Annotated in this window: 23 protein-coding genes; 8 read left to right on the plus strand and 15 right to left on the minus strand. The window is 68.1% G+C overall.

Annotation, left to right across the window (positions count from 1 at the left end):
• Window positions 1-70 precede the first annotated feature (70 nt).
• On the plus strand, window positions 71-271 hold the full coding sequence (locus CA984_RS28070) for a hypothetical protein (RefSeq protein ID WP_242676216.1): 201 nt from the start codon (window positions 71-73) through the stop codon (window positions 269-271).
• A 147-nt stretch (window positions 272-418) separates the two neighbouring features.
• Here CA984_RS28070 and CA984_RS28075 read toward each other — a convergent pair whose 3' ends face one another.
• Window positions 419-832, minus strand: a complete 414-nt coding sequence (locus CA984_RS28075; RefSeq protein ID WP_165781445.1) for a YbaB/EbfC family nucleoid-associated protein — start codon at window positions 830-832, stop codon at window positions 419-421.
• Between the two features lie 160 nt (window positions 833-992).
• Between CA984_RS28075 and CA984_RS28080 the strand changes: the two genes are divergently transcribed.
• Complete coding sequence (locus CA984_RS28080) at window positions 993-1,292, plus strand: hypothetical protein (protein ID WP_086576537.1); 300 nt, start codon at window positions 993-995, stop codon at window positions 1,290-1,292.
• On the plus strand, window positions 1,289-2,104 hold the full coding sequence (locus CA984_RS28085; protein ID WP_086576538.1) for a hypothetical protein: 816 nt from the start codon (window positions 1,289-1,291) through the stop codon (window positions 2,102-2,104). The genes CA984_RS28080 and CA984_RS28085 overlap by 4 nt, the downstream gene beginning before the upstream one ends.
• Before the next feature lie 45 nt (window positions 2,105-2,149).
• Here CA984_RS28085 and CA984_RS46485 read toward each other — a convergent pair whose 3' ends face one another.
• The 3 genes from CA984_RS46485 to CA984_RS28095 are packed head-to-tail and all read right to left on the minus strand — an operon-like array spanning window position 2,150 to window position 3,702.
• Entirely contained in the window at window positions 2,150-2,572 is a 423-nt protein-coding gene (locus CA984_RS46485; protein WP_165781446.1) for a YbaB/EbfC family nucleoid-associated protein, read from the minus strand.
• Window positions 2,569-3,384 (minus strand): hypothetical protein, encoded by an 816-nt coding sequence (locus tag CA984_RS46490; RefSeq protein ID WP_165781447.1) that lies wholly within the window; start codon window positions 3,382-3,384, stop codon window positions 2,569-2,571. Before CA984_RS46490 ends, CA984_RS46485 begins: the two co-directional genes overlap by 4 nt.
• Window positions 3,385-3,399: 15 nt before the next feature.
• Complete coding sequence (locus CA984_RS28095; RefSeq protein ID WP_086576540.1) at window positions 3,400-3,702, minus strand: hypothetical protein; 303 nt, start codon at window positions 3,700-3,702, stop codon at window positions 3,400-3,402.
• A 221-nt stretch (window positions 3,703-3,923) separates the two neighbouring features.
• Here CA984_RS28095 and eccB point away from each other — a divergent pair, with 221 nt between their 5' ends.
• The gene (gene eccB, locus CA984_RS28100; protein WP_086576541.1) at window positions 3,924-5,375 is read left to right on the plus strand and encodes a type VII secretion protein EccB; all 1,452 of its coding nucleotides are present in this window, start codon (window positions 3,924-3,926) and stop codon (window positions 5,373-5,375) included.
• 114 nt (window positions 5,376-5,489) lie between these two features.
• Here eccB and CA984_RS28105 read toward each other — a convergent pair whose 3' ends face one another.
• From CA984_RS28105 to CA984_RS28140, 8 genes are all read right to left on the minus strand, one after another.
• Window positions 5,490-6,206 carry a hypothetical protein gene (locus CA984_RS28105; RefSeq protein ID WP_086576542.1) on the minus strand — a complete coding sequence of 239 codons (717 nt, stop codon included), beginning with the start codon at window positions 6,204-6,206 and terminating at the stop codon, window positions 5,490-5,492.
• A 50-nt stretch (window positions 6,207-6,256) separates the two neighbouring features.
• Window positions 6,257-7,408: a hypothetical protein gene (locus CA984_RS28110; RefSeq protein WP_086576543.1), complete on the minus strand. Its 1,152-nt coding sequence runs from the start codon at window positions 7,406-7,408 to the stop codon at window positions 6,257-6,259.
• 167 nt (window positions 7,409-7,575) lie between these two features.
• Window positions 7,576-8,937, minus strand: a complete 1,362-nt coding sequence (locus CA984_RS28115) for a hypothetical protein (RefSeq protein ID WP_086576544.1) — start codon at window positions 8,935-8,937, stop codon at window positions 7,576-7,578.
• An 11-nt stretch (window positions 8,938-8,948) separates the two neighbouring features.
• Entirely contained in the window at window positions 8,949-9,431 is a 483-nt protein-coding gene (locus CA984_RS28120) for a hypothetical protein (protein ID WP_086576545.1), read from the minus strand.
• Between the two features lie 24 nt (window positions 9,432-9,455).
• Window positions 9,456-10,835, minus strand: a complete 1,380-nt coding sequence (locus CA984_RS28125) for a WXG100 family type VII secretion target (protein WP_086576546.1) — start codon at window positions 10,833-10,835, stop codon at window positions 9,456-9,458.
• Between the two features lie 11 nt (window positions 10,836-10,846).
• Entirely contained in the window at window positions 10,847-11,284 is a 438-nt protein-coding gene (locus CA984_RS28130; RefSeq protein WP_086576547.1) for a hypothetical protein, read from the minus strand.
• A 115-nt stretch (window positions 11,285-11,399) separates the two neighbouring features.
• Window positions 11,400-11,735: a WXG100 family type VII secretion target gene (locus CA984_RS28135; protein ID WP_086576548.1), complete on the minus strand. Its 336-nt coding sequence runs from the start codon at window positions 11,733-11,735 to the stop codon at window positions 11,400-11,402.
• A 9-nt stretch (window positions 11,736-11,744) separates the two neighbouring features.
• Window positions 11,745-12,086 (minus strand): WXG100 family type VII secretion target, encoded by a 342-nt coding sequence (locus CA984_RS28140; protein ID WP_086576549.1) that lies wholly within the window; start codon window positions 12,084-12,086, stop codon window positions 11,745-11,747.
• A 358-nt stretch (window positions 12,087-12,444) separates the two neighbouring features.
• On the opposite strand from CA984_RS28140, the gene CA984_RS48200 reads away from it, so the two are divergent.
• Both CA984_RS48200 and CA984_RS28150 read left to right on the plus strand, forming a co-directional pair.
• On the plus strand, window positions 12,445-13,986 hold the full coding sequence (locus tag CA984_RS48200; protein WP_242676217.1) for a hypothetical protein: 1,542 nt from the start codon (window positions 12,445-12,447) through the stop codon (window positions 13,984-13,986).
• 5 nt (window positions 13,987-13,991) lie between these two features.
• Entirely contained in the window at window positions 13,992-14,756 is a 765-nt protein-coding gene (locus tag CA984_RS28150; RefSeq protein WP_086576550.1) for a hypothetical protein, read from the plus strand.
• Between the two features lie 66 nt (window positions 14,757-14,822).
• On the opposite strand, the gene CA984_RS28155 is transcribed toward CA984_RS28150, so the two are convergent.
• Together CA984_RS28155 and eccD are read right to left on the minus strand one after the other, a co-directional pair.
• Complete coding sequence (locus CA984_RS28155) at window positions 14,823-15,266, minus strand: YbaB/EbfC family nucleoid-associated protein (RefSeq protein ID WP_086576551.1); 444 nt, start codon at window positions 15,264-15,266, stop codon at window positions 14,823-14,825.
• Window positions 15,267-15,411: 145 nt separating this feature from the next.
• A complete protein-coding gene (gene eccD, locus CA984_RS28160; protein ID WP_086576552.1) occupies window positions 15,412-16,857 on the minus strand; it encodes a type VII secretion integral membrane protein EccD in 1,446 nt (481 codons plus the stop codon).
• 137 nt (window positions 16,858-16,994) lie between these two features.
• On the opposite strand from eccD, the gene eccCa reads away from it, so the two are divergent.
• Window positions 16,995-20,993 (plus strand): type VII secretion protein EccCa, encoded by a 3,999-nt coding sequence (gene eccCa, locus CA984_RS28165; protein ID WP_086576553.1) that lies wholly within the window; start codon window positions 16,995-16,997, stop codon window positions 20,991-20,993.
• A 124-nt stretch (window positions 20,994-21,117) separates the two neighbouring features.
• Here eccCa and CA984_RS28170 read toward each other — a convergent pair whose 3' ends face one another.
• Window positions 21,118-21,522: a YbaB/EbfC family nucleoid-associated protein gene (locus CA984_RS28170; protein ID WP_086576554.1), complete on the minus strand. Its 405-nt coding sequence runs from the start codon at window positions 21,520-21,522 to the stop codon at window positions 21,118-21,120.
• 414 nt (window positions 21,523-21,936) lie between these two features.
• On the opposite strand from CA984_RS28170, the gene CA984_RS28175 reads away from it, so the two are divergent.
• Window positions 21,937-22,235 (plus strand): WXG100 family type VII secretion target (locus tag CA984_RS28175; RefSeq protein ID WP_207621063.1); only part of this gene is annotated, 299 nt, incomplete at its 3' end.

A 22,235-nucleotide genomic window follows, 5' to 3' on the forward strand; every position in this document is an offset into this window, starting at 1 on the left:
CGGCTGAGCCTGCGGGGGCTTCTGCGTCGGGCTCGCCTTCCGAGTCGGGGTCGCCTTCTGCGTCGTCACCATGAAGACCGCCGACGTCGGCACCGCCACCTCCGTCTGGGCCACCCTCGAAGTCCAGGGCGGCGGCGCCAAGACCGAACGCGGCAACTACGAGTACTACGCCGGAGGCGTCATCCTCTCCTCCAAGGGCAAGTGCGTCCGCTTCAGCGGCGGCGGCCCCGGCGGCAGCACCGGCACCAGCAGCTGGGCCAACTGCGGATAATCCGGCTCCGGCTCCGATAAGTTCCGGCTCCGATGACGAGAGTCCCTTCCCTCGCACCTGCCAGGGAAGGGACTCTCCGCGTGTGAAGGCCTCCAGCGGAGTGTCCGCCGGAACGAGACAGGATCCGGAAAAGGCCAGGTCTCCCGCTCAGCCACGGTCCAGACGCCGTGAGAGACCGTCCATGGAGCGAGCGAACTCCTCGTAGGTCACGGTCATCCGCTCCTGCAGCTCGTCGAGGTTCGGCGTGTCGGCGGAGATGCCCGCGCCGCTCAGAAGTTCGCTGGTCTTGCGCTCCCCGTCCGCTCGGGCCGCGTCGATCGCCTTCATGAGCTCCGCCGCCAGGACGTGGCTGTCCAGCCGCATCACTCGGGGGTTGAGGTCGATCTTCTCCACCTGCCCTGAGCCGTTGGCGGTCACGCTGATCATCCCGTCGGCACCCGTTCCGGTGCCGTGTATCTCCCGGAGCTCGCCTTCGATGCCGGCGAGGCGCCGTATCTCCTGCTCCGCGTCCCGGCTGAACCGCTCCAGGTCTTCCAGCTCAAAGTTGGTGGGATCGAACACCGCACGCCCTCCTGAACATTGAGTGACAATCAGATTGCTCGAGCGCTACTGACATAAGTCCAAAGCGAAGATACTGTTAAATCAATGTAAATGTCGCCCCCCGCCCGGGAAATGGGTAAGGGAAGATCCGGTACACACAGATCCGGAGGCAAGTCAATACATGACTCAGGACAAATACGTCACCTCAAGTTGCATCGAGAAAATTCAGCGCAACCTCAACGAGGAATCAATTCCGGCCTTCAGGCAGCTCAAATCGGACATCAATGACACCAGTATCGGCTTTCCTGAATTCGGCGTGCTGGGCACGGCACTCTCCTACAAGTACGGAGCCGCCCAGAACGACATCAAGGAATTCGCCGACAGCGCCATCGACGTCCTCGAAGGCTGGATCGAGGCGTTGGAGATCATCCAAAGGAACTGGAGAGGCGCCGAAGAGGCGAGCACGGTCAAGTACATATGACGAATCCGATAAGTTTTGTCCATCCCGCCCGTGAGGCGAAGGCGGTAGCCGCGGCGACGGCCGCGCTGAAGGCCGAGTCCAAGGTGGCACTCGACACGCTCAAGACGAGCTGCAGGCTTGTTCCCAGCCTGATGACGGCGGTGGCCATCGTCACCACGGCCGTCGCGAACGTCGACGGGATGGGCGACGCCAGGTCGAACTGGCAGGCCCTCGCCAAAGAGCTTGAGGTCAAATATCCCGGCGTCATCGGCAACGCGGTCTTCCTGTGCCGCGGGGACTGGCAGGCCGACGACCGCGAGGCGTTTCTCGCCTCGGCCACCACGTTCGGCGCCGAATTACAGAAGCTCAGCGGCATCTGCTACACCATGGAAGGCAAGATAGACGCGGTCCGCGAGGCGTACTACGACTACTGGAAACACATCGCCGCACTTTCCGGCATCGTCTTGATCTATATTCTGGCCGTCGTGCGCATGTCCACTGCATCCCCGGCCACGGTGGTGGCGGCACAGGTGCAGCTCAAGCGACTCAGCGCCATTACGAATGGTCTCGTCGGCAAGGTGACAGCGGCCCTCGGCGCCTATCTGGCCCTGGCCGGCCACGCTCTGGCCGCCCTCGGCGGCAAGTTCAACAGCATGTCCAGCATCAAGCCGACCGGAGGCCTGAAAATCGACTTCCAGAAGGCCGAGATCTCCACCAAACCCCCCACCAACTGGATCGCCCCCAAACGCGAGATCGGAGCTTTCTACAAGGACGTGCCGGACCCTCAGGTCGACAAGGTCGTCGAGGGCCTCAACCCCAAGTCCGAAGATTGACGGCCTGCGGCGCGGTCCGGTCCCAGCCGGCCGGGTTCCGGCCGGTCACGCCTTGTCTCCCAGGTCGCGCAGGGCACGCACCAGGTCCTCGCCGATCTCCTCGAACTGCCGGCGTGCCTGGTCCATGTCGAGGGTGAGCGGCTCGCCTCCCGTCGCCGCCCGGAGCAACTCCTCGTTCTGGCGCTGAGCGTCCTCCTGGGCGGCCCGGACCGCCTCCGTCGCCGCTTCGGCGATCAGATGGCTGTCCAGACGCGTGATGCGCGGCTCGAAGGTGATCCGCTGAATGCGGCCGACGCCGTCGACGACGGCCCGGGCGAGTCCGTCGGCGCCGGACCCCTCACCCGTGACGGCCGCCAGTTCACTGTGGACGCCGCCGAGCCGGGTCAGTGCCTCCTCGCTCTGCCGTACGACCTCTTCCAGGTCTTCCAGGCTTTCCAGGCGCAGGTGGTCAGGGTTGAAGTTCGTCACTTGTAATGCTCCGGGAGTTCCTTCTTGGGGGACAGCCACTCGAATGTTCCGTACGCGGGAAGGTGGGGCGCCTGTCCGGGCTGCTGGGGCGGCGGCGTCTGGAAGGGCGGCAGGCCGTTGGTCCTGATCCGGGCCTGGGTGAAATCGACCTTCGCCAGACCGGTGGGCTCCAGGTTGAACGACTGCATCCACGCCTTGCCGGAGAAGTAGAGAGACATGCTGCTGCTGACCACGCTGACGATGGTCTTGCCGAGGGCGCCGGTCGAGGCGGCGATCATCCTGCTGGCCAGGAGGCCGAGCATCCGCAGATTGAGGACGGCCGAGCTCGCGAAGGGCGTCGCGAGCATGAGGGCGGCGATCCCGGAGAGGGCGAGCAGGAGCACGGCGAGCTGGCCGATCGCCACCCAGTAGGCGCGATAGGAGTCGCCGAGCTCGTCCACGATGTCGGCGATGTTCTTGATGTAGCCGCGCAGGCTCTCCAGTTCCTCCTGGTATTTCTGGACGGCGTCGTCGAACGCGTCGCGGTCCTCGGCGATCCAGCCGTCCTTGCCCCTGGTCTTCAGGTCGGCCAGGTAGCTTTTGACGGCGGTGTCGAGGCGCGAGTGGAGAGAGGTCCAGTTGTTGTAGATGTCGGCCATCCCGGGCACGTTGGCAGCCGCGGTCGCCGCGATCGCCACCCCCGCCCAGGCCGTGGGCATCAGTCTGGTCCCCTTCTCCAGGCTGCTGAGGATCTTCGCGGAGTTGACCATCACCCCCTTCGCGCTCCTGGTCGCGGTCAGGGGGGTCGGCTTCTTTCCCGGCGGCACCGGCATGTCAGACCTTCCGAATCACTGGTAGACGACGACGCTTCTGTCCTCGGCGGTCCGCCAGTTGGTCTCGACCACGTCCAGCGCCTCCTGCCAGGACTCCAGCACCGCCACCGCCTGCGCGAACTTCTCCTCGACGGTCTCCTGGACATGGCGGTAGCGGAGGCCGATCAGCAGCTCGCCGACGGCGCCCCAGCCGAGGCCTCCCAGGTCGGTGCTGCCCAGGATCAGGCGCAACTCCTTGATCTCCGGAATGACGTCGGCGTCCAGCTCGGCGCCGATCGCCTTGATCGCTTTCGACGTGACGTATCTGTCCTGGGTCACGCGCCATCCTCCAGAGATCGACAACCCTTTCGTGATATCTCCTATCACCTGATCCCGGCTGTTCCACGCGTCCGTCGAGCCTGTTCAGTATGCTTTCGAAGATCGGAAACGTTGTGGACGGCCGCCGTTCACCATCGCCTCACCGTCGACTCCGGTGAGGCCGTTCCGCGATCACGCTTCTATGCTGTCGACGACCGCGTGTCCGGCGAGACGGAGGTGGGATGCAGACCCGTCGCGATCTTTACCAGGCGCACAAGCTGATGACGCAGCGTCTGGGCATGGCCCTGCTCCAGGGCGAGCCGGACGTGTCGGAGTCGCCGATGCGCAGGCACAACACCGCGATGTTCGGCGGAATTCTGGTCGCGGTGCTGGTGACGGCCGTCTTCGGGGTGATAGGCCTGATCCGGCCGGGCAACGCGACCGGGCTCACCGAGCCGGGGAACCTGATCGTGGAGGAGGAGACGGGCGCGATCTACGTCTACAGCGCCCCGCAGAAGAAGATGATCCCGGTCACCAACGTGACCTCCGCCAGGCTGCTGCTGAACACGCAGGACGTGAAGGTGCGCACGGTCACCGCCGCCTCGCTCGCCAAGTACGACCGCGGCACGCTGGTGGGCATCCTGGGCGCCCCCGAGTCCCTGCCCGCCCGTGACCGCCTGGTCCGTGCTCCCTGGTCGGTGTGCGTCGCCGAGGGGGTCGACACCAACGGCGAGCGCAAGCCGTACACCTCGCTGATCGGCGGCTTCCGCGTCGGCGGCGCCCCGGTCGAGCAGGGGTCGGCCATGGTCGTCCGGGAGAAGGAGGGGAGCCAGGCCTGGCTGCTGTGGGCGAACCAGCGGCTGAAGGTGCCCGCCAGGACCGTGCGGACGCTGACCCAGGAGCAGCCCCGCCAGGTCCCCGCGGCCTGGCTCAACGCCCTGCCGGAGGGACACGTCTTCGAGGGGCCGGCGATCCCGGGTCTCGGCGGCCCGGCGCGCGGACCCGACGGCAGGAGGTCGGCGGTCGGCAGGGTGTTCACCGTGCCGCCGCTGACGGGCGGGCCCGCCAAGTGGTACGTCCTGCTCGCCGACGGCCTGGCGGACGTCAGTCCCCTCCAGGCCACCCTGCTGCTGGCCGACCCGGCCATCAAGCAGGCGTACGGCCGCGCGGAGCCGCTGCCGAAGGAGATCGCCCCGGCGACCGCGAACGGGGCGAAGCAGTCAGGCACCCGTCTCGGCGTCAGCGGCCTTCCCGCGTCCATGCCGAGGATCATCTCCTCGTCCCCGACGAACCCGCTCTGCGCCGTCTACTCCGACACCGAACGCGGTTCGACCCAGGCGACCCTGACGATCGGCAGCACGGCGCCGATCCCCCAGCCGCCGAAGGGCTGGTTCAACCAGGACGTGGCCGACCGGGTGACGCTCTCCCGCGGCGCCGGCGCCCTGGTGGGGGTGCTGCCGGGGAACGGCAGGACGGAGGCGATGAGGCCGCTCTACCTGATCGGCGACCAGGGACGGCGGCACGCCATCCTGTCGGCGGACGTACTGCCCGGCCTCGGCTACGACCTGAAGGACGTCGCCCCGCTCCCGACGCAGATCGTGAAACTCATCCCCGAGGGCCCGGCGCTCGACCCGGCGGCCGCGAAGGCGCCCGTGCAGATCGCCCCTTCGGCGGTGGCTCCCCCTCGGCAGTGAGGCGCGAGTGACCGCCACCGCGCGCCGCGGACGACGGATGCGACCGCCCACAGGTGCCCGCATCCGTCTCCGTGACGGTGGAGGGGGGCGGCGCGGGCGGCCGGGACGGCGCGTTCAGACAGAGAGGACCTTCGGCTGTCCCATGGGGAAGCCCTCCGGGCCGGCGCGTTTGAAGTCGGGCGTCTTGTCCGGCAGGGCCTTCAGGCCGGGGAGCAACTGCGCCTGCGTGAGCTGGTAGCCGTTCACTCCGGCGAGGATCACCCCGGCGGCGGCGAGCACCTTGAGCTTCATCCTGAAAATCCTCAGGACGGTTTTGCCGACCGACCTGAGGACCACGGCGATGGTGAGGTTCGAGGCCGCCTTGGTGATGGGGACGAGCGACGCGGCCGCCAGGCCTGACATCAGCGCCGCCACCGCGGCCACGAACTGGGCGCCGTGATGGTAGATCGCGGCGGCCTGCGCAAGGGTCTGGCTGGAGGAGTTGCGGTAGCTCTTCATCTTCTCAAGCTCATCCAGCAGGATGTCCATCTTGTCGATGAAGAACTCGCACGCGTCCCCCTCCCACCCCTTGTATTCCCTCGCCTTCGCCTTCAGGTCGCGGATGCCCTGCTCCACGGCGCCGAGATCGGCGTCGCCGGCGTCCGAGCCGTTCCACTCCTCCGACGCCTTGGACATGCCCCCCGGATTGGACACCAGCATGGTCATCATGTCGGCGATGGTCTTCGCCAGGAGAAGCCTGGGCACGGCGGCGGGATTGGCGAGTATGGCGGCGGCCGCCTGCGCCGTCGCCGCCGACGTCATGTAGATCGCCCTGTCCGACTCGTAGGCCATGACGGAGACCTCCTATCCGGACACCAGGCAGGTACGGGGGAATACAGTGATCACACTATCTCGCCGATCACGGCGGGGGCGACCTCCACATCGCCTCCCCAGTCCTCCTCGTTCCCGGTCAGCAGCGCGGACGGATCCTGCTCGTTGTTGTTGTTCCCACCGGCGCCGCCGCCTCCCATGGGAGGCATCATCCCCGGCATGCCGTTCATCCCGGCGGCGCCGGACAGGCTGGCGCCGGTCGGCATGGAGGAACCGACGCTCCCCGACCCGGCCGAGATGCCACCGGTCCGGGCCGGAGCACTCGTCCCCCCCTGGTCGCCCGTCCACGCCGCGGGCTCCGGGCTCTTCACCTGCGGCATCTGCGGCGTCGTCACGGCGTTCGGATCGTAGCCGGCCAGATTCGTCTTCGGATTCTGCAGATCGAGGTTGTCGCCGAGCTTGGACGAGTCGAGGCCGGGCATCTTCGAGTTCGGCAGATCGGGAGTGGACGAGCCCAGGTCCGGCACCTTGTAGTCGGGCACCTTCGGGCTGGACGGATCAGGAGTGGACGAGCCCAGGTCGGGCGCCTTGTAGTCAGGCAGCTTCGAGTCGGGCAGCTTCGAGTCAGGCGCGTTCAGATCCAGAGGATTCTGCTTCGAGGAGATCGGATCGTACGGGTTCAGGCCGGAACCACCCAGGCCGGAGCCACCCAAGCCGGAACCGCTCAGGCCGGAACCACCCAGGCCCGAACCGCTCGGACCTGGACCACCGAGGCCCAGATCGCCGAGCCCCGAACCGTCCAGGCCCGAACCATCCAGACCGGAACCGCTCAGGTCCGCACCGCTCAGGTCCGCACCCTTCTCCGTGCCGTCGCCCTTCTCCGTGCCGTCACCTTTCTCCTTGCCGTCACCCTTCTCCTTGCCGCCGCCTGACTGATCATCGCTAACCTGGTAGTTCGACTTGGTCTGGACGATGGCGTCCTCCCAGGAGACCAGCACCTCCTTGCATGCCCGGAGGGCGTTCACCGCGCTGTCACAGGTCTCGGCGTGGGTGTACCAGAGCCCTACGCCGACGGCGCCGAAGCCGGGGAAGCCGACGGAGATCCCGCCGGTCTTGGTGCCGAGCGCCTCCAGCGTCGGAGCATGACCTCCGACGCCCTTGCCCAGTCGATCAAGGCTTTCGGTCCCGTACCCGAAACCTTCACCTTGGCGCAATTCGCCCATTTCCGCCCCTCGGACTCGCACTTCCCGGGTGTCCTGCCGGCCTCTCGAAAACCATGATCACATCACTCGCACAGGCTACTGCGGTGCCGCGGGCGCCGTACAGGCCGGTGGAGCGGGCACGGCGCCCTGTCTACGGCCGCGCGGGACATCCGATCACCGTGATGCCGTCAGGCGAGCGTCGGGGGAACGGCGTCCTTGGCAGGGCCGGTCCAGTACTCGTCGGGTTCGGGAAGCCAGTAGGCCGATTCATGCGTGTCCTCCTCCTGGCCGCCGGGGCCTCCGCCTCCCATGGGAGGCATCATCCCCGGCATACCGCTGGTCCCCGCCGTGCGGGATCCCACGCCGGAGGTGCCGGCGTTCAGCGCCCCGCCGCTCCCCATGCCGTACACCCCCGTGCCGCCCGACGTGCCGTGGCCGGTCGTGTTGTTCCCGGACCCCTGGTACGCCGTGGAGTTCGGCCCGGCGGAGGTGGACAGGTCGGGGGTCGACAGCCGGGACATCGCCTGGTCGTCGAGACCGGCGAGCCGGGTGCTGTTCGGATCCGGCAGGGAGAGGTTCGCCTTCGACGGGTCGAGCCCGTTGGAGTTGAGGCCGTTCGGGTTCAGCCCGTTGGGGTTGAGCCCGTTGGGATACGCGCCGTTCGGGTTGACGCCGTTCGGGTACGTCCCGTTGGGATACGCGCCGTTCGGGTCGACGCCGTTCGGGTACGTCCCGTTCGGGTTGAGCCCGTTGGGATCGAGGCCGTTGGGATACGCGCCGTTCGGGTCAATGCCGTTCGGGTACGTCCCGTCGGGGTTGAGGCCGTTGGGATACGCGCCGTTCGGGTCGACGCCGTAGGAGGAGGGTGTCAACCCGCCCGGCCCGGAGCCGTTCAGGTCGTACGGCGAGCCGGAGCCGGAGGGAAGTCCTCCGGTGTAGTCCGTGGGTCCACCCGGCTTGAAGGTGGGCATGACCACCGGGGTGATGGTGGGCAGCGCCTGCTGCACCTCGGCGGGGAGCTTCTGGTAGTGCTCGACGATCTTTTTGTTGACCGCTTCGAGATGATCGCGGGCCCGGTCCTCCGCCCACGAGATCCCGGCGAACGGTGTGAAGTCCGAGAACTCGAACCCCCGGTCCGACCTGGAGTGGCGATACCTGGAGTCGACCACGTTCGCCTGAGCCCAGTTGAGGGTGTTCGCGTACTCGGTCAGCGGCATGCCCATCTCACCCAGCTTGGCCCCGAGCTCGCGCATGCTCGCATGCAGGTTCTGCAAACCCTTCTGCGTTTCGACGGCCACGGGCCCCTTCATGTGCACGGAAAGCTGGGTGGCCTGCTCCTTGAGCCTCCTCGCGGCCTCGTCGAGCACCCTCTTGCCCGCGAGGTAGTACTGACCCGCCCGCCGCACCGAGTCCGGGTTGGTGTTGTCTACCCACTTCTTGATCTGGTCGAGATCCGAGTGGAACATGTCCGCGAGGAAGCCCCCGCCCTTCACTTCGGGATCCGGGGCGGGGCCGGAAAAGTTGAGCGGTGTGGTCTGCTTCTCGACCATGGTGCTCCCTCTCAGACGTAGCGGCGCGTGGCGTCTTCCTGATTGGCTATCTCGGCGCCGTCGTACGACTTGGCCGACTCGACGAGCCCGTCGATGGCCGCCTGGCACCGTTCGATCAACGAGGAGTAGAGGCCCCCACCGTGCCCCGGCTCACCTATGAGCTGCGCGTAGGCGGAGACGGTCGCCATGCTGAAACTCTGGGCGACGGGCCACTCCCCCAGCTGGACCTCGCTGAGCGCGCACTGCCGCTGCAGGTCCGGCAGCGAACCGGCGCCGGCGGGCGGGCCCGGCAGCGGCGGCGGGGTGGAGCCCTTGGCGTACGCGACCTGAGTCGCCGGAACTTCCTTCGTGAGGGTGGTCATCGTCGCGAGTATCTTCTGTATCTCACCGGCGATGCGCTTGATCTCCGCCCGGTCCAGGTCGGGGTCGCCCTTGCCGGCGGCATCGTTCTTGGCGGTCAGGCCGGGCCAGTCAGGATCGAGTTCGAGTGCCATGAACACCTCCGGGGAAGTCAGTGATCAGCGGATACATGGGGAGGTCACATCGTGCTCGCTCTCCCAGTGATCTTTTTCCGGCAGGTAGACCGATGTCTCGTGTTCCTCGCCGCTCTCCTGGCCCATTCCGCCCATCCCGCCCATCGGCATCATCGGCATCGTCGTGCCGTTGCCGATGACGCCCCGTGCCAGCGTGGCGGAGCCCGCCCCGCCGACACCCAGCGAGCCCGCACCGGCCCCCGGACCGCCCAGGACCGGGGAGACGGCGTTCGCCGGTCCGAACGAAGTGGTGGGAGGCGCGACGGTGGTGGTGGGCACGACACTGTTGGGAGGGGCGAGAGTCGTCAGCGGCTGCTGGGGGAGGCTCGCCGTCTCGGTGCTCCGGGGGTCGTTCCTGGAGGCGTCCTCGTCCCCGCCGATCACGGCGGGCGCGGTACCGTCGGCGCCCTTGCCATGACCGGAGCCGTTCGCGCCGTCGGCCGGAGACTGCCCCTGCCCGTTCCCTCCGTCGGCGCCCGACGCGCCGTCACCGGAGCCGGGCGAACCCGTGCCGTCGGAACCGGATCCGCCGGGGTCGGTGCCCTTCGACCCCGGATCAGCCGGGTCGGAACCCTTCGGACCGGACCCGTCGGAGCCTGAGCCGTCGGAGCCCGGACCGCCCGGGCCGGAGCCCCCCGGGCCGGACCCACCCGATCCGCCGCTCCCCGTACCGGAGCCCGGAGACCAGGAAGAGCCGCTCGTACCGGAGCCCGCCGAGCCGTTTCCGGACCCGGTCGAGTCGCCCTGGTACGGCGAGCCGCCCTTGGGGTACTGGGTCGTCGTGTACGAGGAAGGACCGCCCGGCAGTGACACGGTCGGCAGCTCGTACGAGACGTGCGGGGGCACCTGGGAGTTGTAGAGCTCGACGATCTTCTCGTTGAGCTCCCGCAGCACCTTGCGAGCGGCCTCGTTGGCAGCTTCCACGTCCGCCGCCGCCGGCGACGTGCCGGCGTTGGCACTGGGCGGGACTGCCGACGTCCCGCCCTGACTCTCCAGCTTGTTGATCTTCTCGATGGCCTGGGGGAGATAGGTCCCGCCGTACAACCGGAGGGTGGTGGACATCTGCTCCATCTTGGAGACCAGCTCGGTGCCGGTGGCGTGCAGCATCTGCAACGCCTTCTGCACCTCGACCGCCGCTTCTCCGCCCCACACCTTCGCGAGCTCACCGGCGACTCTCTGCAGGGCGCCGCAGACGAGGTCGACGGTCCCGGCGGCGTTGCCGTAGGCGAAGCCCGCGTCGTCGATGCTGACGGGCGCGGTGCTGCGCAGCAGCTCCTTGATCTGGTCCTTGGTCTGGGTGACCTCGCCCGCCTGCGGAACCGCGGCAGAGGACCGGATGATCAGGACCTTCGATTCGCTACCCACAGTGATCTTCCCTACGCCTTCGTGCCGTTCCCGCCGGTGTTCGCGTCGTTGGCGCCGTCATACTCGCCGGCGTTCGCGCGGATCGCCCTGATGACATCTTCGAAACGGGCGACGAACAGGTCGTACACGTGCCCGAGGGCCCTGCCCCCCTGCTCGTCGGAAGGGGAGGCACCGACCGTCTTGGCGAACGCGCTCGCCGCCTGCCATGTGCCGAGCTGCTGCTCGGTCAGCAGGGCCTCCGGTTTGAAACCCTCCGTGGACCCGGTGGTGTAACCCTCGGAGTAGGCGGGCCCCCGCATCCCCGGCATGTAGCTCTCCAGCTCCCCCGCGAGCTTCCTCATCCGGTCGGCGTCGAACTCGGAGGCGGGTGCGCCGCCGTCCAGGCCGGGCCAGTTCGGATCGGGGTTGAGGGCCTTCTCTCCCCCGTACATGGCGTCTCTGCTGGTCATGTTTCTCCTCGGAAGGAACGGCGAACCGCGGGTCCCTCATGCTCGCCGGAGACAAACGATCTCGGTCACCGCGTCATGCGGTGACCGAGAGGAACGTGATCATCCGCTGATCACGTCAGCCGGACCAGATCGCCTTGTTCCGCTGCTCGGCGGCCCGGTAGTTCTCGGTGGCGACGCCGAGAGCCTTCGCGGCCTCGTTGAGCTGGCGCCCCATCTCCTGCTCGGCCTGGTCCCACTTGGCCCGGTGCTGCTCGAAGAACTCCGACGCTCCACCCGACCAGCTCGCCTCGCCCAGGGTGGCCCTGAGCTGGGTGATGAGATTGTCGGTGACCGTGTCCATGGCGGTGACGACCCGGAGGAGCTCTCCCTGGACCCGCTCCATCTCCACGAAGTTGACCTTCGTGTAGTCAGCCGCGAAGCCGCCCTTGGTGTAGTCGGTTGACTGAGACATCAGGCTCCCTTACCTATTGATCTTTCCGTCGACCGCGCCGGTGTTGATGAGCGAGTCGACCCGTCCCATGCCCGACTGCACGTCCTGGTCGGCCGCGCTGTAGACAACGACGTTCTGGCCCATCTTGTCGGCGATGCCCTCCAGGTCTTGCCGGACGAGCACCATCTGCTCGTCCCACTTGGCCATCGCCTGCAGGAACTTGCCCGACGCCGCTCCGAGCCAGCCCGAAGCCGTCAGCTCCTGCGTGGTGAGCTGAACGCCCTTGCGCAGACCTTCGACGTGCTGCGCGGCGTCGACAACCTGACCCGCCCCTGTTCTGATCTTTTCGGGGCTAGCACCGTAAAATTCCACCGGTCACCTCCGTGACATGGGGCCCATCTCTTCGTCGCGGCGCCGCGCCCTCGCGCCGGCCCTGTGACCGCGGCACCGCACGGACGGACAGACGGGACTGCAGCCGCGAACATCATCAAATGTCATGCTAGCGATCTAGCGCAACATAGATAACATGTATCTATATCACGGCCATATAACACTTTAGTGTCATTTAGACAAACATGCAGGCCAGAGCTTTACAGCCACCCAGAAGCCGGTGCAGTGGCGCAGGCGGTGCCGTATATGCGAAAACTGACGCTTTCCCGCTTTCTGTACGGCCTAACACGCTTGGGCTACTGTTGTCGATCTCTGAGGGGCCGCGGGGTGGAGGCTGGACTTGGCTGAGCATCGGGACATCGACAAGCTACTCAACTGGGGCGGAGTCTCTCCGTCCGCCGATCTCCCTGCCACCGGTTCGGTGGAGGTCATCCGGCCTGACGTCAGCGGACCGGAGGTCCCGTTCCACGGGGACACATTTGGGAACTCCGGGTCCTCTTCACTTCCCGGCGGGGACACGTCCGACGTCATTCGCCTGCAGAGCGTCGACTCCGACGTCCCCGTCGGCAAGGACTCCGAGCCTGGATATGTCGAGCCCCAGGGCGCCGAGGACGACGGTCCCAAGATAGAAATCATCACGGACCCGACCGACCCGGACAAGCCCGGAGACACCGACAACCCCAAGGATCCGGACGACCCCGAGGAGCCCAAGGACCCTGAGGACCCGGGCAACCCGGGCGACCCCAAGGATCCGGGCGACCCGAAGGACCCCGAAGACCCCAAGGATCCGGACGACCCGAGCAACCCGGGCGACCCCGAGGACCCCAAGGACCCTGAGGACCCGGGCAACCCGGGCGACCCGGACGACCCCAAAGATCCGGGCGACCCGAAGGACCCCGAAGACCCCAAGGATCCGGACGACCCGGGCAACCCGGGCGACCCCGAGGACCCCAAGGACCCTGAGGACCCGGGCAACCCGGGCGACCCGGACGACCCCAAAGATCCGGGCGACCCGAAGGACCCCGAAGACCCCAAGGACCCCGAGGACCCGGGCAACCCGGGCGACCCGGACGACCCCAAGGACCCGGACGACCCGAAGGACCCCGAAGACCCTAAGGACCCCGAGGACCCGGGCAACCCAGGCGACCCCGACGACCCCAAGGACCCCGAAGGCCCGAAGGATCCGGACGACCCGAACAACCCAGGCGACCCCGACGACCCCAAGGACCCCGAAGACCCGGAGGTGCCGGGGACCCCAGAGGTTCCGGAGACCCCGGAGGTTCCGGAGACCCCGGAGGTGACTCCGCCTGCGGGCGCAGGTGAGACGCCCGGCGATTCCGGTGGGCCCGCGGTGCCGGATCTGCCCTCGCCGTCCTCCGGCGGCGGTGGCGGCGTCCCGAATGTGGGCGGTGCCGGCTCCGGCGGCGGCACGGCGCCCCTGACCGAAGAACAGAAAAAAGCAGCCGCGGCGGCGAAGGAGAAGGCTGACGCGGAGGCGAAGCAGAAGGCTGACGCGGAGGCGAAGGAGCTCGCCAAGCAGCAGCGGGAGCAAACAATCACGAGCGGCGGCGTAAGCGGCAGCTGGCGCAACACGGATGACGAGACGTTCAACAGCCTCAAAACCAAGATCGCCACCGTCGCCACTGACGGCGGAAAACTCTCCCAAGCTCAGAGCAGAGCCGAGGGAATCAATGTCGGGGCGCCCGGATTCGGCCTGCTCGGGTCGGGGCTCACGTCCGCACACAACACGGCCCGCGATGCGATCAAAGAATACATCGCCGCAGCGAAAACGCAGGTGGGCGAGAAGTGGACCGGCCAGTTGCACCAGGGGGCCGAGGTCATGAAAAAGGCCAACGACGCAAGCACGCTTAAGGAAACCTGACAGAAATGGCATTCGCTTATCACGCCGGCACCAGCATCTACACCAGTGCCATCGGCATGTGCACGGCCGCCTCGCTGATCCCCTCTGCAGCGCCCAGTCCCATGTTCAGAAGCATCGCCATCTCGTCGGGACTACTGATGACCCTCCAGTTCTCCAGCCCGAGCGACATCGACGGCGCAAAACAGGTGTGGAAAGATCTGTGCAAAGAACTCGACGACGCGCATATCGACCTCAACAGCCTCACCTCGGGAGTGAATCCGGAAAAATGGCAGAACATGGGGAAGGAGGAGTTCGACGCCGCGTGCAAGAAGTTCTACGAAGAAATGGGCAAAACCCGGGACTGCTGCAATAACATCGGCGACAGCCTCGGCGGCGCGGCGATGATGTCGTTCATCGCAGCGGTGGTCTGCGCGGTGCTGGGCACCATCCTCCTGAAGATGGCAATAGCGAAGGCAGCCGCCAGCGCCGCAGGACCGGTCGGCGCATTGACCGCCACCACGATTACGACGGCAGGCGCCACGACCATTCGTCAGAAACTGCGCATGATGGTTGTCAAGAGCGGCAAGTCCCTCATGCTGATCGGGACCATCGTCATGATGGGCTACGCGCTCCTGCAATGGCTGACGTCGTCCACGCAGCAGGGGCTCTCCCAGGCGGCGACACCCATGGACACGAAGTCGATGCCCATGTTCGAACAGGTCTCCATCGAAGGCCTGCCGCAGTCGTTCGGGGGCTCCGAGACCGCGCCCGGGTACAAGCCCAAGGCATAGACAGGCCCTCGGACATTCCGCGCCCGCGAGCGGATCAGACGCTCGCAGGCGCGGCGCTTCCGGTGGCTACAGGTTCATGCGGCGGCGGATGCTGTCGAGCTCGCCCATCACATCTTCGAATGTCCGGTTGTAAGCGGCTTCCGCGTCCTTGATCTGGTTCATCGCCTTTTCCGGGTCGTTGATGTAGGACATCGGATTGTCCTCCTCACCGAACACCTCGGCCATGGCCTCGTTGACCTGCTTCTGCAGATCCGTGGTGGCGGCGGCGATGACGTCCTTGACCTTCTCCGCCAGCTCGCCCGCGCTCAGCCGCATCGCCTTGGGGTGCAGCTGGAGCTCGCGTATGCCCTCGGCGGCGTACTCCACGGTGACCAGGCCGTCGTCGTCCTGCGCGTGCCCGACGAGGTCGGCCATGCTCTTCTGCATTTCCTCCATGCGCGCGAACTGCTCGTCCGCTCCCTTCAGGAGCTTGTCGATATCAATGTTCGCGAAGTCCCCGAACTCCTGCATTGACCGATTCCCTCCGCATGGGTACCGCCGGCTTCACAAGCTACGACCGGCCACTTCCGGAGCAAGCTAACCGCACCCTCACTATCGGCGCAATGCGGACAGAAGAACGCGGCGACGGAGAACGGCCCAGGCCGGGCCCGGCGGCTCAGCCGGCCAGGCCGCGGACCCAGGAGTAGACCTCCAGCACGCCGAGGGCCAGCGGGAACAGCGCGATGATCAGCAGGAGCTCGACGATGTCCCCGGCACGCCCCCAGAAGGGGGACGGCTTGCCGACCGGCAGCCACATGCCCAGCCCCGCGCAGATCGCCGCGGCGCCCAGCAGTCCCATCACCACGATGATCGCGGTGGGGCCTCCCCCGCCGGCGGCCTGCGAGATCGCGAACATGACGAGCCCGGAGACACCGGAGATCATCAGCCAGAGCCGCTGGCCGAACCCGTGGAAGACGCGGGTCCGCATGATGAGGGTCAGCGACAGCGTCAGCGCGTTGGCCGTGGCGACCCATCCGCCGTGCATGACGAGATAGGCCTGCGCCACCAGCGCCACCAGCGCGACTCCGGCGACCATCCCGGTCGCGTAGCTCAGCGCGTGGACGGTGCGCTCCTCGACGAGCGGGCCGTCGATCTGCTGGTTGTCGTTGCGCAGTTCGTCGGCGGTGGTGGGCATCGTCGGCGTCGGCACGCGGGCGAGCCGGAACGACAGGACCGGGACCAACGGGGTGAACCCCAGCAGGATCGCGACGGTGACCGCGGCCACTCCGGCCGCGGGCGCCTGGGACACCATCACGACGGCCGCGCTCACCGCTCCGGTCATCGAGGCGATGGCGACGCCGAGGAAGACCGGCACGCCGTCGGCGATCGCGATCACGGCGATGGTCGCCACGAGGCCGACGGAGGCGAAGGCGGCGAGCATGTGCGCCGCGCCGAGCCCCCCCAGCCCCCCGGCCGCCGACGGTGCCAGCAACCCGGCCAGCAGGCCGTACGGCAGGGCCGCATAGCCGATCAGCGCGCCCGCCGAGGAGTCGCCGGCCGCCCGGGACATCGCGGCGCCCGCGCCGACCAGGAGGATCGCGAAGACCACGGCGACCACGGCGGCGGGCGTCCACGGCGGCCCGGCCAGCACCAGGGCCGCCACCCCGGTGAGCAGGAGCGCTATCGCGGCGCCCACCCCGGCCAGGCGGGTGTGCCGCGGGCTCCATTTGTCGGAGCTCTCCTGGACCCCGGTGGCGACCACGTCGGCCACGTCGTCGAACAGCGCGGGAGGGAGCACGGCCTCCTGCGGCCTGAGGTAGAGCACTTCGCCGTCGAGCACGCCCAGGGTTCCCAGGCTCTGGCCAAGGTCGAGCGGGGCCCCGCCGAGCCGTTGGAGCACCCACCCGGGACCGGCCGCCGCTTCGCCGCCGACCTCCCCCACCGCGCGCAGCAGGCCGGGCAGGACATGAGGCAGTGGAATGTCCGCGGGCAGCGCCAGATCGGCCTTCTTGCGGGGAGCCACGATCGTGACGTGGCACAGCGTCGGCAGCGGCGCGGAGAACTGGGCCAGCGCGCCCTGTGTGATCGGCCCCTGAGCGGGCGGTTGAGCCAGCGACCTCACAGTCGTATCCCTCTCACCACAGGCATCACGGACATCACGGATACGGTAGCGGGGACGGCGGGGATTACGCGCGGCAGCCGCAGATAAACGTTTTCTGGTAATAAGTAGCGCAAACGATCAGGAAGGCGATTCCAGGGGTGAGTATCGTCATCGTGCGGCGCCCAGAGCGCCGGCCACCGCCCAAGCCTCCGCGGGGCGAGATCCTGCTCGAGTCTCCGCCGGAGGTCCCCGAGGTCCAGCCACAGGGCTTCATGGCGGTGCTCACCTACCTGCCGATGGTCGCGGGCGGCGCCGCGATGGGCCTGATGTTCACCGCCGGCGGCAACACCAATCCGATCATGTACGTCGCGAGCGGCCTGTTCGCGATATCCATGGTGGGCATGTCCCTGGGCCAGATGGGCCGCCAGTCGGGAGAGCGCAAGAACCGGCTCAACAACCTGCGCCGCGACTATTTCCGTTATCTCTCCCAGGTCCGCAAGAGGGTGCGTCAGGCCGCCAAGCAGCAGCGAGCGGCCCTGGAGTGGGGCGGTCCCGCCCCCGAGTCGCTGTGGTGGGTCGCCATGAGCCAGCGCCTGTGGGAACGGCGGCCCCGCGACGACGACTTCGGCACGGTACGGCTCGGCACCGGCGTGCAGAAACTCGCCATCCAGCTCATCCCCCCCGACTCCAAGCCGATCGAGGACCTGGACGCCCTGACCTCCGGCGCGCTGCGGAGGTTCGTCCGGGCGCACTCGACGGTGTCCAAGCTGCCGGTGGCCGTGGCCCTGCACTCCTTCGCGCGGATCAATGTGACGGGCGAACCGGTGGCCGTACGCGAGCTCGTACGGGCGATGATCGCCCAGCTGACCGTGTTCCACTCCCCGGACGACATGCGGGTCATGGTGTGCGCGAGCAAGGAGTGGATGACCCAGTGGGATTGGGTCAAGTGGCTGCCCCACGCGCTGCACCCGGAGGAGACCGACGCGGCCGGCCAGGTGCGGCTGATGGCCGAGAACCTGTCCCATCTCGACCATCTGCTCGGCTCGGAGCTGAAGGAGCGCGCGCGGTTCAAACCCGGCGCCTCTTCCGACGCCCTGCCGTACCACGTGCTGATCATCGACGGTGGCCACGTGCCGCACGACTCCCAGCTCGGCACCGACGCCATCCAGGGCGTCACCGTGATCGACCTGTCCGGGTCCGCGGGGCCGATCGAGGAGAAGAACACCCTCCGGCTGGACATCCAGCCGGACGGCTTCCACATGATCAAGATCGACCACGCGGGCAAGCAGAGCTCGACCCGCCTCGGCGACCCCGACCGGCTGGACTTCCTGCGGACCGAGGGCCTGGCCCGGCAGCTCGCCCCCCTGCGCGTCTCGACCGCCAAGGGAGGGGAGACGCAGGACGTGCTCGCGATGAACACCTCCCTGACCGACCTGCTCGGCGTCGGCGATCCGGCCCGCCTCGACGCGTCAGTGACGTGGCGCCCCCGGGCGGGCCGCAACCGGCTGCGGGTGCCGATCGGCCTCGGCGTGGACGGGCGTCTGGTCGAGCTCGACATCAAGGAGTCGGCGCAGGGCGGCATGGGGCCGCACGGCCTGGTCATCGGCGCCACCGGCTCGGGCAAGAGCGAGCTGCTGCGGACCCTGGTGCTCGGTCTGGCGATCACCCACTCGTCGGAGATCCTGAACTTCGTCCTGGTCGACTTCAAGGGCGGCGCCACCTTCCTCGGTCTCGACACCCTGTCCCACGTCTCGGCGGTCATCACCAACCTCGAGGACGAGCTGCCGCTCGTCGACCGCATGTACGACGCCCTGCACGGGGAGATGGTCCGCCGCCAGGAGCTGCTGCGCGCCGCCGGCAACTACGCCTCCCTGCGCGACTACGAGCGCGCCCGCGAGCAGGGCGTCGACCTGAAGCCGATGCCCACGCTGTTCGTCGTGATCGACGAGTTCAGCGAGCTGCTCTCGGCCAAACCCGAGTTCATCGAGCTGTTCGTGATGATCGGGCGGCTCGGCCGCTCCCTCGGCGTCCATCTCCTGCTGGCCTCCCAGCGTCTGGAGGAGGGCCGGCTGCGCGGCCTGGACACCCATCTGTCCTACCGGGTCGGCCTGCGCACCTTCTCCGCGATGGAGAGCCGGGTCGTGCTCGGCGTCGCCGACGCCTACGAGCTGCCGTCCGCCCCGGGAAACGGCTACCTCAAGTTCGAGACCACTGGGATGACCCGGTTCAAGGCCGCCTACGTGTCCGGTACCTACCAGGTGGACCACAGCCAGGGGGTGACGCCGGACGGCCAGTCCGTCGTGCGGCAGGTCGTGGAGTACGGCCCGGACTTCGCCCCGGTTCCCGTCGTGGAGGAGCCCAAGAAGGAGCTGCCCGCGGCCGACGGGCCGGCTGACAGAGGTTCGGTCACCCTGCTGGACCTCGTGGTCAGCCGGCTGCACGACCAGGGGCCGCCCGCCCACCGGATCTGGCTGCCGCCGCTGGGCGATCCTCCGTCTCTCACGCACCTGCTCCCACCCCTGTCGGCGACGCCCGAACTGGGCCTGGGCACGATCGGATGGGTGGGCCGGGGCCAGCTGCACGCCGTCGTGGGCCTCGTCGACAAACCGTTCGAGCAGCGGAGCGACCCGTTCTGGCTGGACCTGTCGGGGGCGGCTGGCCACGTCGGCGTCGCCGGCGGGACGCAGAGCGGCAAGAGCACGGTGCTGCGTACGCTGATCACCAGCATGGCGCTGATGCACACCCCGCGTGAGGTGCAGTTCTACTGCCTCGACTTCGGCGGCGGCGCCCTGGCCTCGCTGGAGGGACTGCCCCACCTGGGCGGGGTCGCCAGCCGTCTGGACGGTGACCGGGTCCGCCGTACGGTGGCCGAGATCGCCACCCTCCTGCAGCAGCGGGAGCGCGACTTCACCGACCAGGGGATCGACTCGATCACCACCTACCGGCGCCTGCGCGCCGAGGGGACGATCGAGGGGGACCGCTTCGGCGACGTCTTCCTCGTGGTCGACGGCTGGCTGACCATCAGGCAGGAGTTCGAGTCGCTCGAACCCGTGATCACCGACCTGGCCGCCCGCGGCCTCGGCTACGGCATCCACGTCGTGGCCGCCACGAACAAGTGGTCGGAGTTCCGTCCGGGCATCCGCGACCTCTTCGGCACCCGGGTGGAGCTCAAGCTCGGCGACGCCTACGAGTCGGAGGTCAACCGCAAGGCGTCGCTGGCCGTGCCCGAGGGTGTTCCGGGACGCGGCCTCACCAGGGAGGGCCTGCACTTCCTGTCGGCGCTGCCCAGGATCGACGGGGTCCAGAAGGCCGATGACCTGTCGGCCGGCGTGCGCACGCTCGTCCACGCCGTCAGGGACGCCTGGCAGGGGCCTCCCGCCCCCGCCGTGCGGCTGCTGCCGGCGGTGCTGGCCGCCGAGACGCTGCCCGACGCGGAGCAGAGCGGGCCGAACCGGATCCCGTTCGGGATCGACGAGGCCACCCTGTCGCCCGTCATGCTGGACTTCGACGCCGACCCGCACTTCATCGTGGTGGGCGACACCGAGAGCGGCAAGTCCAACATGCTGCGGCTCATCACCGAGGGCCTGGTCGCCCGGTACACGCCGCAGCAGGCCATGATGATCGTGATCGACTACCGGCGGGCGCTGCTGGACTCCGCCGCCACCGAGCACCGCATCGGCTACGCCGCCTCCAGCGCGGCGGCGCTCGAACTGATCGCCGACGTGCGCAACGCGCTGCTCAAGCGGCTGCCCCCGGCGGACCTGACGCCGGAGCAGCTACGGTCCAGAAGCTGGTGGCAGGGTTCGGACCTGTACATCGTCGTCGACGACTACGACCTCGTGGCGACCTCGTCCAACCCGCTCCAGCCGCTGGCCGACCTGCTGCCGCAGGCCCGCGACATCGGGCTCCACCTCGTCATGTCGCGCGCGATGGGCGGCGTCGGCCGGGCCATGTTCGATCCGGTCATCCAGAAGATCAAAGACATGGCCAGCCCCGCCGTCGTCCTGTCCGGCAACAAGGACGAGGGCTTCGTGTTCGGCAACGTGCGGCCCCATCCGCTCCCGCCGGGCCGCGGCTACTTCGTCGACAGGAGGCACGGCGCGCGCCTGGTGCAGACCGCCTTCCTGGCACCCCCGTCACCCCCGGAGGAGAGCTGAGGGGCCGTACCTCCCGCAGGAACGTACCTGTCAGCTCGCCCCGGGGAGGCGGTCCTTTTCCCGCCGGCGTCCCGGGCTCCGCGGTGCGCCCCCGCCGATTCCGCGCGGGAGCCGCCGGGCGTCGTCACCGGCGGCCCTCCGGCTCCCTCGACGGCAGGTCCACCGGCTGGGGCAGAAACGACTCGAAGCTCGCGCCCTCCCCGAACAGCTCCTCGTACGGCAGGCCGTCCGGCACGAGCGGGGCCATCAGCTCCTGCGTCCGGGCCGACACCTCGCCCGTCGCCACGCCGATCTGTTCCATGATCGATTGGGTCAGCTCCGACGGCGACAGCTTCCGGTAGACGCGCGGGTCCAGTTCGATCCCCTGCACCTGCCCGCGCGGGCCCACGGTGACGGTCACCATCCGGTCATCCGACTGCGCGGTCGCGGTCAGCTCGTTCAGCTTGCCGTACGTCTCGCGGAGCCGGGCCGCCTGCTGGTTGTACTCATCGGCCAGCCCCTCGATCGTGATCCGGAACTCGTCGTTCACCGGCAACCCCCAAGAAGCCACACAGCCCTATAAGTAACAAAGACACCAATTGATCCAGAAATATCACTCATTATCAAGTGAGCAGCCGGGGAACCGGAGCGCCCCTGGCCCTGCTCGCGATCGGCGATCTCCCGGCGCATCCGACCGAGGGCCGCGGACCTTTCGGGAGTGAGGCCGGCCGCGACGCCCGGCCTCTCCCACACGACGGGCGGCGGCCGTCCCCGTCGTCCCCGGATGCGGACAGGATCCGCTCCCGGAGAGACACCTGTCCCTCTATGATCGTCATTCGTATGCTTTGCACCAACGCCGGAAGGGGCTCGGCCAGGTGGCGAACCTTGATATCCGCTTCGAGCGGGCGCTGAGCGCCGTGGAGGAGACCCTCCGCACCGTCGAACACCCGGGCGCGAACGGCTGATGAGCGACGACCGCGGATCGCTGACCGACAGGGGCGGCGACAGGGAGCCGCTCACCCCCCTCGTCCCGGGCAGTTCGGAACTGCTCACCATCGCCATGAAGGTCAACGGCGCGAAAGAGTCGATCACCACGATCGCCAACCGGTGGCGGACCACGGCGGGCGACCTGAACGACCACGCCATCGAGCTCACCCGCGCGGTCAACACGGTGGACCACTCCTGGCAGGGCGACTCGGCCGACGCCTTCGACGACTACATGCGCAAGTACGGCAAGGCCGGCCACGCACTGCGTGGCGCTCT

The sequence above is a fragment of the Streptosporangium minutum genome (assembly GCF_002149035.1).
Classification (GTDB): Bacteria; Actinomycetota; Actinomycetes; order Streptosporangiales; family Streptosporangiaceae; genus Streptosporangium; species Streptosporangium minutum.